General features: G+C 69.9%; 13 protein-coding genes. 3 read left to right on the forward strand and 10 right to left on the reverse strand.

Translation table 11 applies throughout. The features are described 5' to 3' along the window. Positions 1 to 97: 97 nt before the first annotated feature. Positions 98 to 544 carry a hypothetical protein gene (locus ACWIGU_RS42795; protein WP_454407294.1) on the reverse strand — a complete coding sequence of 149 codons (447 nt, stop codon included), beginning with the start codon at positions 542 to 544 and terminating at the stop codon, positions 98 to 100. Positions 545 to 649: 105 nt separating this feature from the next. Between ACWIGU_RS42795 and ACWIGU_RS42800 the strand changes: the two genes are divergently transcribed. Together ACWIGU_RS42800 and ACWIGU_RS42805 are read left to right on the forward strand one after the other, a co-directional pair. Continuing rightward, positions 650 to 1,711 carry a right-handed parallel beta-helix repeat-containing protein gene (locus ACWIGU_RS42800; protein WP_454407295.1) on the forward strand — a complete coding sequence of 354 codons (1,062 nt, stop codon included), beginning with the start codon at positions 650 to 652 and terminating at the stop codon, positions 1,709 to 1,711. Positions 1,712 to 1,761: 50 nt separating this feature from the next. After that, positions 1,762 to 2,790: a methyltransferase gene (locus tag ACWIGU_RS42805; RefSeq protein WP_454407297.1), complete on the forward strand. Its 1,029-nt coding sequence runs from the start codon at positions 1,762 to 1,764 to the stop codon at positions 2,788 to 2,790. An 88-nt stretch (positions 2,791 to 2,878) separates the two neighbouring features. Here the strand turns inward: ACWIGU_RS42805 and ACWIGU_RS42810 are convergent, their stop codons facing one another. The 7 genes from ACWIGU_RS42810 to ACWIGU_RS42840 form a co-directional block, all read right to left on the reverse strand. Further along, a complete protein-coding gene (locus ACWIGU_RS42810; protein WP_356287098.1) occupies positions 2,879 to 3,211 on the reverse strand; it encodes a TcmI family type II polyketide cyclase in 333 nt (110 codons plus the stop codon). A 23-nt stretch (positions 3,212 to 3,234) separates the two neighbouring features. After that, complete coding sequence (locus tag ACWIGU_RS42815; protein WP_454407298.1) at positions 3,235 to 3,711, reverse strand: SRPBCC family protein; 477 nt, start codon at positions 3,709 to 3,711, stop codon at positions 3,235 to 3,237. A 1-nt stretch (position 3,712) separates the two neighbouring features. Further along, complete coding sequence (locus tag ACWIGU_RS42820; protein WP_454407299.1) at positions 3,713 to 3,973, reverse strand: acyl carrier protein; 261 nt, start codon at positions 3,971 to 3,973, stop codon at positions 3,713 to 3,715. Positions 3,974 to 3,998: 25 nt separating this feature from the next. Next, positions 3,999 to 5,246, reverse strand: coding sequence for a ketosynthase chain-length factor (locus ACWIGU_RS42825; RefSeq protein ID WP_454407300.1), 1,248 nt, complete (start codon positions 5,244 to 5,246; stop codon positions 3,999 to 4,001). After that, positions 5,243 to 6,511 carry a beta-ketoacyl-[acyl-carrier-protein] synthase family protein gene (locus ACWIGU_RS42830; protein WP_454407302.1) on the reverse strand — a complete coding sequence of 423 codons (1,269 nt, stop codon included), beginning with the start codon at positions 6,509 to 6,511 and terminating at the stop codon, positions 5,243 to 5,245. The genes ACWIGU_RS42825 and ACWIGU_RS42830 overlap by 4 nt, the downstream gene beginning before the upstream one ends. Then, positions 6,508 to 6,987, reverse strand: a complete 480-nt coding sequence (locus ACWIGU_RS42835; protein ID WP_454407303.1) for a cupin domain-containing protein — start codon at positions 6,985 to 6,987, stop codon at positions 6,508 to 6,510. Before ACWIGU_RS42835 ends, ACWIGU_RS42830 begins: the two co-directional genes overlap by 4 nt. A gap of 67 nt (positions 6,988 to 7,054) precedes the next feature. After that, positions 7,055 to 8,179, reverse strand: coding sequence for a SchA/CurD-like domain-containing protein (locus tag ACWIGU_RS42840; RefSeq protein ID WP_454407304.1), 1,125 nt, complete (start codon positions 8,177 to 8,179; stop codon positions 7,055 to 7,057). A 230-nt stretch (positions 8,180 to 8,409) separates the two neighbouring features. On the opposite strand from ACWIGU_RS42840, the gene ACWIGU_RS42845 reads away from it, so the two are divergent. Next, positions 8,410 to 10,086, forward strand: coding sequence for an FAD-dependent oxidoreductase (locus ACWIGU_RS42845; protein ID WP_454407305.1), 1,677 nt, complete (start codon positions 8,410 to 8,412; stop codon positions 10,084 to 10,086). Positions 10,087 to 10,101: 15 nt separating this feature from the next. Here ACWIGU_RS42845 and ACWIGU_RS42850 read toward each other — a convergent pair whose 3' ends face one another. Then, positions 10,102 to 10,878, reverse strand: a complete 777-nt coding sequence (locus tag ACWIGU_RS42850) for a class F sortase (RefSeq protein ID WP_454407306.1) — start codon at positions 10,876 to 10,878, stop codon at positions 10,102 to 10,104. 196 nt (positions 10,879 to 11,074) lie between these two features. Then, positions 11,075 to 11,203 (reverse strand): hypothetical protein, encoded by a 129-nt coding sequence (locus tag ACWIGU_RS42855; RefSeq protein WP_454407307.1) that lies wholly within the window; start codon positions 11,201 to 11,203, stop codon positions 11,075 to 11,077. Positions 11,204 to 11,425: the final 222 nt, after the last annotated feature.

The raw sequence follows: 11,425 nt of genomic DNA on the forward strand, positions 1-11,425 counted from the left end.
AAGCCCTGCGCGACGACCGCCCCATCCCGAAATCCGCCACCCAGAACTCAGTCGCCGCACGCACCGACTCACCGGTATCCGCCGACACCTAGGAGTGTCACGGCAGGTCGGTGCGGCCCAGCCAGGCCGGTTTCACCGGCACCCCGTCCTCGTACCGGTCCGTACTCGGGCCCGAGGGTGCCGGAGCGGCGTCCTCGGGCGGTGCGGCGGTCGGGGTGGCGGTGTCCTCGGGTGTCGCCACGGGGGCCGGCTGCGGCTCGGGCGGCGGCGCGGCACTGTCCTTCACCAGCTCCGCGACCGTGAACCGGGAACTGAAGGACTGCCAGGCACCGTCGATGACGAGCAGGAATCCGTCGGCGGTGCGGAAGATGCGGCTGCGCTTCGGACTGCGGGGATGCTCCGGCGTATAGCGCCCGATCCACTCCGCCAGCTCCGCGAGGGCCTGTTCCCGCGAGCCCTCCACATGCGCGAGCACGGACGCCTCCACGTGCTTGCGCTCCCCCGACCCCACCGTCATCTCGACGATCAGCCCCCAAGTGGCCATGCGCCGCCCCCTTTTCCGCTCGTTCGGCTCACCCCCAGCGTAGGGCGCTGCCCACCTGGGCGATCAACGGTGGCGGGCCGGAACACCCGCTCGTAGCTTCGCCATATGACCAAGCGACAGATTGCCTACCTCGCATGCACCGCGGCCGTCGTCGTGTCGGGGGTGGGGGCCGCGGCCCCGTCGGCCGACAGCCGGACAGTGCACCGGGTCAACCCGGGCGAGTCGATCCAGAAAGCCGTGAACACGGCAAAGCCGGGAGACGTCATCGTCCTCTCCCCCGGCACCTACCACGAGAGCGTCAGCATCACCGTGTCCGGACTGACGCTGCGGGGCGCGGGCGCCCGGTCCACCGTCATCGTTCCTGACGCGGCGTCCGCTGCCGGCACCTGCGCCGAGGCCGGCAACGGCATCTGCGTCACCGGGACCGAGAGCAAGCCCGTCGAGAACGTCACCGTGCGCTCGCTGACCCTTCGCGGTTTCAAGAAGAACGGTCTGTGGTCCACCGGGACCGATGGCCTCCGGGTCGAGAGAGTGACCTCCGAGAAGAACGGCCAGTGGGGCATGTCCCAGGAGAGGTCCGTGCGCGGGGTGTTCCGCCACGACACCGTCGAGGCCAACGGCGACGCCGGCCTCTTCCTGGGCAACACGGTCGACGCCGAGGAGGGGGCCTTCGACGCCCAGGCGGTGATCAGCCACAACCGTCTGCTCGGCAACCGGATCGGCCTCACCGTGCGGCGGCTGCGGAACGTGGCCGTCAAGCACAACGAGGCGACCGGCAACTGCGCCGCGATGATGCTCGTGGGTGACGAGAACAAGCCACGCCCCGGCGCACTGAAGGTGCGCCACAACTACGTCCACGACAACAACAAGTACTGCCCCGCGACCGCGCGCCTGCCCTACCTCCAGGGGTCGGGCATCGTCCTCACCGGCGTCGAGGACTCGCTGGTGGCGCGGAACACCGTCGTGGACAACGTCGGCAAGGCCCCGATGTCGGGCGGCATCGTGTTCGCCAAGAACTTCAAGGGTGCCCTCAACCAGCGCAACGAGATCCGCAACAACCTCGTGATGGGCAATGGCACGGCCGACCTGGCCCGCCAGGACAAGGGCGAGGGCAACACGTTCCGCAACAACAGGTGTGCGGTCTCCGTGCCCGCCGGAATGTGCTGAGGGCCGACGCCATGTCCGCACACACAACGCCAGCAGAAGCGAGGCAACAGATGACGACCGTTGATGAGGCCCCCCAGTCACCCATGCGCCTGCGGGAGCTGGTCTTCGGGGCCGCGTGCGCCGCCGCCGTACGCGCGGCCGCCCGCCTGGGTGTCGCCGACGCCCTGGACGACACGCCCATGAGCGCGGAGGACCTGGCGGCCGCGGTGAAGACCCAGCCGTCGACACTGCGCCGGCTGCTGCGCGCACTGTCCAGCCAGGGAGTCTTCACCGAACTCCCGGACGGCACGTTCGCGCACACGGAGATGTCCCGGCTCCTGCGCGAGGACGACCCGCACAGCCTGCGCTACATCGCGCTGTGGTGCACCGAGCCGTGGACCTGGAACGTCTGGCCGAAGCTCGACGAGGCGGTGCGCACCGGCCGCAACGTCTTCGAGGACGTGTACGAAGCTGAGTTCTTCACCTATCTCAACCAGCAGGCCCCCGAGTCGGCGCACGTGTTCAACCGCGCCATGACGACGTCCAGCGAGCAGTCCGCGCGCGACGTCGCCGCCCTCCTCGACCTGACGGGCGTGGCCTCGGTCGCGGACATCGGCGGCGGTCACGGGCAGGTCGTGGCCAGCCTGCTGGAGAAGCACCCCGACATGCACGGCACCCTGCTCGACCTGCCGGGGGTGGTCGAGAACGCCGATCCGCGCCTGCGCGACGGCGGTTCGCTGGCCTCGCGGGTGCGCATCGTCGCCGGTGACTGCCGCGAGGACATCCCGGTCCAGGCGGATGTCTACATCATCAAGAACATCCTGGAGTGGGACGACGACAGCACCCGCAGGGCACTGGCCAACGTCCGCAAGGCGGCGCGGCCCGGTGCCCGCGTCATCGTCATCGAGAACCTCGTCGACGACACCCCGTCGATGAAGTTCACGACGTCCATGGACCTGCTGCTGCTCCTCAACGTCGGCGGCGCGAAGCACACCCGGCTGAGCATGGTCGAGCGGCTGACGGACGCGGGTCTCGTCCTCGGCGAGGTCCGTCCCGTCAACGCGTATCTGCACGCCTTCGAGTGCACCGTCCCCGCCTGACCGGGACATCACCTCCGGACACAACCCGAGGCCGCCGGCTCCGCGTCTGACGCGGGACCGGCGGCCTCGGGTTGTGTCGTGCCCTCACTCAGGAGGGGTTGTTCCGGTCCCAGTGGTAGAAGCGGTGCGCCATGGCGTCCTTGGGGCTGCGCCATGTCTCGGGGTCGTACGCGCTGACGTACGGCGACAGCTGGTCGCTGACACTGCGGAACTCGGGGTGCCCGGCCACCTTCGCGATGACGGGCGCCGGGTCCTCGTCGGACTCGATGAGGTGCAGGTACACGTCACCGAACTGGAAGAGGCTGCGTCGGTTGACACCGATCAGGTGCGGGAGCTCACCTCGGTCGGAGGCGGCGAACACGTCGGAGATCGCCGGCGCCGAACCGGGCGCCATGCGGGCGACGATCAGAGCGTGATGCATCGGGTTTCCTTCCGGGTGCGCGATCAGCGGGAGACGGCGGCGTTCTGGCGGTCACGGGCGACGCGCTCGATCCGGTCGCGGATGAGGCCCATCTGCGTGACGGAGTTGCGGTTGATGTTGTCCGTCATCCAGGCGTCGTCGACCGGGGCCTCGGGCTTCATCGCGAAGTCCTGCACCCAGTCCATACGGGTGCCTTCCGGGGTCTCCGTGTAGTCCCACCGGATGTCCATGTGCGCGAAGGGCCCGGTCTCGACGCGACGGGCACGCACGGACCGCTTGGCGCGGTCCACGGTCCGCTCCGAGACCCAGCTCCACACCTTCCCGTTGTCGTCCGGGTGCATGGTCAGACGGAAGGTCGTCTTGTCGCCCTCGCGGGAGAGGACTTCGAGGGACGCGTACTCGCTGAAGAGCTGCGGCCAGTTCTCGATGTCGTTGGTGATGTCCCAGACGAGGTCGATGGGAGCGTCGATGGTGATGCTGTTCTCTGTGTGTCCGGACATGTCAGGCTCCAGCCTTGAGGGTGCTGTTGACGAGGTCGAGGAACTCCCGGGGCGTCTTGCAGCGCTCCGAGTCCGGGGGAAGCGGCTGGCCGGACCGGTTCTCGAGCTCGCCCACGATGCCGAGCAGGCCGAGCGAGTCGAGGCCGACGGAGTCGAACGGGGAGTCCGGCGACTCCTTGAGCTGATGAGGGTCCACGGTGACTCCGGCCGCCTTCTTCATCAGGCGGGCCAGTTCGTCGAAGGTCAGTTCTGCGGTGATCATGCGAGTTCTCCTTCCCGCCCGGTCGTTACCGGACGGAGTCGCCGCCGCGGCGCACTACCAGCGCCGCGTTGGAGCCCATGAGTCCCCTGCTGAGGACTAGGGCGGTGCGCAGCTCGGCGGGGCGAGCGCGAGACATCACCAGGTCGAGGTCGTGGCAGATGTCGAACACGTTGGGGGTGGGGGGTACGAGGCCGTTCTCCATGGCGAAGACGGCGGACACGACGTCCAGGACGGGCGCCGCGCAGTAGGCCCTCCCCGTACCGGTCTTGGGTGCCGTGACGGGTACACGCCTGCCGTGCGCACCCAGGACGTCGGCGATGGCCAGCGCCTCGGCGCGGTCCGCCGCCGGGACGCCCATGGCATCGGCGAAGACGACGTCGATCTCCTCGGGGGCGCAGCCCGCCTCGTCGAGGGCGCCCTTGATCGCGCGGGCGAGGCCCTCGCGGGACTCCTCCCACTGGGAGGCGCCGGTGAAGGTGGCCGAGTGGCCGGCCACCACGGCCCGGATGTCCGCCCCCCGCTCGCGGGCGAGATGCTCGTCCTCGACGACGAGCATCGCGCCGCCCTCGGCGGGCGCGAATCCACGGGCTCCCGAGGTGAAGGGCAGGTAGGCCCGGTCGGGGTCCTCGGCGGTGCTGAGCTCGGGGTAGCCGAGCTGGCACACCATCGAGTACGGGGCGAGGGGTGCCTCGGCGGATCCGACCACCATGGCGCCGGTGCCGCGCCGTACGGTGCGGGCCGCGTGCGCGATGGCGTCAAGACCGCCCGCCTCGTCGCTCGCGACCACTCCGCACGGCCCCTTGAAACCGCTCCAGATCGAGATCTGTCCGGTGCTGGCCGCGTAGAACCAGGCGATGGACTGGTAGGGGCCCACGAACTTGGAGCCCTGGCCCCACAGCTTCTGGAGCTCCCGCTGCCCGAACTCGCCGCCGCCGGAACCGGCCGCGGTGACCACGCCGATGGAGTACGGCTCCGCGGGGTCGCCGCGGCCGAGGGCCGCGTCGTCGAGGGCGAGCGCCGCGGCGGCCATACCGAAGTGGGTGAACCGGTCCGTCTGGACGAGGAACCGCTCCTCGATGAGGTCCGCGGGATCAAAGCCGCGGACCTCGCCCCCGACGCGGAGCGGCAGGTTCTCGCATCCTTCGCGGGTGATCCGGTCCAGGGCGCCGAGGCCCTCCCGGACGGATTTCCAGTACGCCTCGGCGTGCAGTCCGTTGGGCGCGATCACACCGATCCCGGTGATGGCCGCGCCGCGGGCGCGTTCCGTTCTCATCGTGTCCTCCCACCTGTCTCGGTCAGGAGCACCGCGGACTGGAATCCGCCGAATCCGCTGCCGACGGAGAGGACGTTCCGCAGCTTTCGCGGACGTGCGGTGCGCGGTACGTAGTCCAGGTCGCACTCGGGGTCGGGGGTCTCGTAGTTCGCCGTGGGCGGCACCACCTGGTGCTTCATGGCAAGGACGCAGGCGACCACCTCTATCGCGCCGATCGCGCCCAAGGAGTGGCCCACCATGGATTTGATGGAACTCATGGGTGTCTCGTAGGCGTGAGCCCCCAAGGACACCTTGACCGCGGCCGTCTCGTGCCGGTCGTTCTGTCTGGTGCCCGAACCGTGGGCGTTGACGTAGTCGATCAGCGTGGGGTCGAGGCGGGCCTGGTCGAGCGCGTTGTCGATCGCCCGGGCCATCTCCAGGCCTTCGCTGGTGAGACCGGTCATGTGGTAGGCGTTGCCGTAGGTGGCGTAGCCGCTGAGCTCGCAGTAGATGTGCGCGCCTCGCGCACGGGCGTGCTCGTAGTCCTCCAGGACGAGCACCGCGGCGCCCTCGCCCATCACGAAGCCATTGCGCTCGGCGTCGAAGGGGCGGGAGGCGTGCTCGGGATCGTCGTTGTTGGGCGACGTCGCCTTGATGGCGTCGAAGCACGCCATCGTGATCGGGGAGATCGGCGAGTCCGACGCCCCGGCGATGCATATGTCGGCGCGGCCTTCCTCGATGGTGTGGAAGGCGTAGCCGACCGCGTCGAGCCCGGAGGTGCAGCCGGTGGATACCGTCTGCACCGGGCCCTGGGCACCGAACTGTTCGGCGACGACCGAGGCGAGTGTGCTCGGCGAGAACGCCATGTGGAGTTTCGGTTCGGCCGCGCGGTGGTCCACGTCCCACCGCTTCCCGCCCTCGCTGACCCGCACGTAGTCGTGCTCCAGGCGGGTGGTGCCGCCGATGGCGCTGCCGAGCGAGACTCCGATGCGCCAGGGGTCCTCGACCCCGGTGTCGATTCCGGAGTCCTTGACGGCTTCGCCGGCGGCGATGACGGCGAACTGAATGTACCGGTCTGCGTGTTCGACCAGCTCCGGGTCGAGCCCGTGTGCGAGCGGGTCCAGGTCGCATTCGGCGGCGATGCGTGAGCGCAGGCCCACCGGGTCGAAGAGCGTGATGCCGCGGGTCGCGGTACGGCCGTTGGCGAGAAGGTCCCAGAACGCGCTCGCCCCGATGCCACCCGGGGCGACTACACCGACTCCGGTGACAGCCACCCGCCGGGTCACGTTATGGCCCCACTACGCTCGGACGGCTGTCCGTGTTCCGGCGCCGCCAGGTCCGGGCCACCGGTGATGAACCCGGGTCCGGATCCGGCGTCCTCGGTCGCCTCCGTGTCGACGTGGCCGAGGCTGGGACGCGGGGCGAGCGGGCCGAGGTGGAAGACCATGCGGGCCTCCACGCCGCCGACGTTGCGGAAGCGATGGCGCACGTTGATCGGGATCAACAGGCCCTGATCCGGGCGGAGTTCATACGTCTCGCCGTCCAGGTCCACCTCGAGGGCGCCATTGACGACGTAGACGAACTCCTCCGAGTACGGGTGGTAGTGCTCGCCGATGCGCTCGCCGGGCTGGACGAGGGCCAGGCCCATGAAGCCACTGGTGGAGCCGACCGTCGCCGGCGTGAGCATGGCCCGCAGATCACCTCCTCGCCGGCGGTTGGGCTCCGTATCGCTCAGGTCCACGATGCGTGGATTCTTGATCATGGTTGATACCTCCGGGTGCGGCGGTGGCGTCCGGGGCCCTTGCCCACGGACACCCCGCGGTTGTCCGTCAGGAACCCGCCGAGCTGCGGTCGGTGATGGGCATCATGTCGGCGTGCGACAGAAGCCGGTTGATGTTGCGCTCCGTCTGCAGGGAGCCCTCGACGCCGATGGCGGCGCCGTCGAGGAGCTTCTCGAGCTCCGCGCACTTCTTCGCGCCGCTGAGGCCGAGGGAGACGACCGGGTCGGCGTCGAGCTCACCCGTGATGTCGATGAGACGCACCACGATGTCGTCGCGCTGGAAGACGGTGCTGCTGTACACCGGGTTGCCCGGGGTGTCCGCCGCGGCCGCGTCCTGCTCGGCGAGCAGCCGGGCCAGGTCCATCCCGCGGCCCTTCCTGGCCGGGTAGTACAGGGCGTGCCGCCGCAGGTCGGCCGGTTCCGGAACGTCGGACACGACGTGGTGGACGGCCGGGAGCGCGGCCCGGGTGAAGAACACGCGCGCCGACTCGGGGTCGGTGAGGTCCCGGTGCTGTTCGAGGTAGGGGTTGATGGCTTCCTCGACCGCCCGCACCTCGGGCTGACGGGCGACGTGGCGCAGTGCGGCGAGGAGGTCGCCCTCGACCTCCACGGCCCGCACGACGCGGTTGCCGTGCATGAAGAGCGAGGTGCGGCGCAGGCGCGTGGTGCCGTCGACCTGGGCCTGGGGCGACTGGTAACCGGCCAGGATCTCCGCGACCTTCGACTCGGAACCCGGCTTGACGGTGAAGGTGAGGGCGTGGCGCGCCGCGCCGTCGCCCACCCGGGCCGCCACCGCGTTCGCCGCCGCCGGCGCCGGCTTGACCGGATCTGCGGGGTGGGTCTCCCGCAGGATGCTGTAGCGCATCGACCGGGTGTCCTTGACGCAGCTGTGCATCGGCTTGACGGTCTCGACGTGCTCCTCGCTGTTCACCCACGCGAGGAAGGGCGGGGCGCTCTCCCACTCGCTGGTGATGAGCCACTGCGAAGGGTTCTCGATCGACTGGCAGAGCTGGTCACTGAGGTGACCGGGCACGGACGCGACCTGATTGCGCATGTGCTCGTACGCGTCCAGGAACTGCTGCTGGGCTCCCTCGTACAGGTCGAGCATAAGGATCACCCGCAGCCTGGAGCCGTCGAAGGCCGACTGCGATATGCGTCCTGAGATCGGGGTCATACGGCACACCTCTCCTCTTCTTCGCAAAAGATCAGGAACGACCACCGCGTCCGAAATGCCGGGGTCGCATGAGCCGATCGTTGTTCGGCCCCCCGGCGGGCGCGATCCCCAAGCGCCGTACGGGTGAGCGGAGCACCCGTCCGGGTGCTCCGGGGGGCGAAGCGGCACGGGGAGGCATGGACTGTGATCCCAACCACTGACCCAGGTCGCCGCTACGGCTGGAGGCAGAAATGAACCGATCGGAAGAGGCCCCGGAGGGCACTCAGGACGTGCCGGTACTCATAGTCGGCGGCTCCCTGGTGGGCCTGTCGACCTCGCTGTTCCTGGGGCGTCTCGGCGTCCCGCACATGCTCGTGGAGCGCCACTCGGGCACATCGATCCATCCACGCGGGCGCGGCAACAACGTGCGGACCATGGAGCTGTTCCGGGTCGCCGGGGTCCAGCAGCGCATCGAGAACGCCGCGTCGGTCCTCGCCGACAACCACGGCATCCTGCAGACGCCGACCCTGGTGGGCGACGCCGGCGAATGGCTGTTCAAGGAGATCGACCCCGGTGGCGGGCTCGCCCGCTTCAGCCCCGCCGGATGGTGCCTGTGCAGTCAGAACGACCTCGAACCCGTACTCCTGGAGAGCGCCCGCGAGCTGGGCGGGGACCTGCGGTTCCACACGGAACTGATGTCGTTCGAGCAGGACGCCGAGGGCGTGACCGCACAGCTCAAGAACCGTGACACGGGCGAGCACACCACCGTCCGGGCGAAGTACCTCGTCGCGGCGGACGGGCCGCGCAGCCCCATCCGCGAGCGGCTCGCCATCGGGCAGAGCGGCCCGGGCGACCTGTTCCACAACGTGAGCGTCACGTTCACCTCGCACGGCCTCGCGGACTTCGTCGGCGACCGGCGCTTCATCGTGTGCTACCTCACGAACCCGCAGGCCGACGGCGCACTCCTGCCGGTCGACAACCGTGAGCACTGGGTGTTCCACGCTCCCTGGCACCCCGAGAACGGGGAGACGCTCGAGGAGTTCACCGACGAGCGGTGCACGGAACACATCAGGCGCGCCACCGGAGTCCCGGACCTCGACGTGCAGATCACCGGCAGGGCCGCCTGGCACGCCGCCGAGCGGGTCGCCGAACGGTACTCGGACGGGCGGGTGTTCCTCGCCGGCGACTCGGCCCACGAGATGTCCCCCACCGGGGCGTTCGGGTCCAACACCGGTATCCAGGACGCGCACAACCTCGCCTGGAAGCTGGCCGCCGTGCTGGGCGGCTGGGCAGGTCCCGGTCTGCTGGACTCCTATGACCTGGAGCGCCGGCCGGTCGCGGAGGCGACGAGCGCCCGCGCCTCGTCGCGATCGGTCGAGCACAGCCACCCGGGATACACCCCTGGCCCGGAGGCCGGCGGCGCCGGCGGCCCTGGTGGTCCCGGCGGCAAGAAGGGCGGCATCCTCAATGTGGCGCTGGGCTACCGCTATCCGCGTGGCGCGGTGCTCGGCGTCGACCCGGCGACACCGGTCGTACCCGAGGGAATGAGGCTGACGGGCGAACCCGGGAGCCGCGCGCCCCACTTGTGGCTCCACCGCGCCGGCACCCGGGTCTCCAGCCTCGACCTGTACGAGAGGTCGCTGGTGCTCCTGAGCTCCGGGGACGGCGACGGCGCGTGGCACACCGCGGGGACGGCCGTCGCACAGCGGCTGACCGTCCCGCTCGACTCGTACCGCATCGGAAGTGGGCCCGACGCGGAGCTGACCCCCGTGGGCGACGTGGACTGGGCCGAGGCCCATGGCGTCGCCCCGGGCGGTGCGGTCCTCGTCCGCCCTGACGGGTTCGTCGCGTGGCGGTCCGAAGGACCGTCGGCGGATCCCGGGAAGGAACTGCGGGACGCTCTCGTGGGAGTCCTGGCCCGGGACTGACAACTCCCAACGGCCTCAGACAAGATGGGCGAAGACCACCAGGTTGTCGGTGTAGTCCTTCTTGCCGTGGTCGTACGCCCCGGCGCAGGTGATCAGCCGGACCTGCGCCTGGGGCGTGTCCCCGTACACGCGCTTGTCGGGGAAGTTGTTCTTCGAGAACGTCTCGACGCTGTCGACCACGAAGGAGGCCGTGCTCAAGTCGTCCCTCTCGACACTGAAGCGGTCCCCCGCCTTCAGTGCGCTGAGCCGGGCGAACACGGCGGCGGACGTCTTCGTGTCGACATGCCCGGCGATGATCGAGGTACCGGTCTCGCCCGGGGACACGCCGTCGGCCTGCCAGCCGACCAGGTTCGTGTTGGCGGCGGGCGGGGGCTGGAGCTGGCCCGTGGGGCCGATGGCGAGACGGGTGAAGGGCGCGTCCACGCCGATCTTCGGAATGAGCAGCCGCGTGGGATTCGCCCGCGGCAGATGCTTTCCGACAGGCGCCACGGGCTCTGCGGGCGCCACGGGCTCTGTGGGCGCAGCGGGCAATGCCGGCTCTGCGGGTTCCGCGGGCTCTGTGGGCTCTGTGGGCGGAACGAGCGGATCGGGCTGTGAGGACGGCGCGAGCGCCACCGCGGGACGCGAAGCGCCGGAGGAATCGGTGATGTCGGAGGTCTCTTCCTGACCGCCGAACAGGCTCACCAACAGGACGACGATTCCGACGGACCACACGATCCATGGCCCGCGGCGGGAGCGGCGCTCGGGCGGCGTGGACTCCGTCTGACTGGGGGAAGGCAACCGGGCTGCCATCTGGCACCACCTCACTGGAACGAGCAGATCTGGAACAGCGCAAGAAGATCGGAACAGCAAAAGAGTCCGGCAACAGCGCAAGCCGTCCGGGACCGTGCAGTCGGGAGCTTCAAGAGGGAACTGGGCAAAAAAGAAAGCCAGCCGGGCCGCCGCGACGTGTTAACGCGGCGGCCCCGGCCGCTATGACGGGCACCGGTCAGGACGCGCTGTCGGACGCGCGCTTACGGCGCATCGCGAACGCGCCGGCCGCGGCGACCCCGAGGACCGCGATCCCGCCTGCCGTGACACCCGGCGACGAGGCGAGCCCGCCGCCACCGGTGTGCATGCCGCCCCTGGGCTTCTCCCGCCCGGAGTCGGAGCCCCACGAGTCCCCGCCCTCGTCGTTCTTGTAGCTCTCCGGGTCGTACTTCTCCTTGTCCTTGGTCCAGTCGTCCTCGTTCAGCGCGGTGAGGGCGCCACCGCCGGCGTGGATGCCACCACGCGGCTTGCCGTGGCCAGAGCCATAGCCGTCGCGCTCGTTCTTGCCGTAACCGCCGCGCTCGTCCTA

This window comes from Streptomyces sp. NPDC055400 (assembly GCF_053644375.1).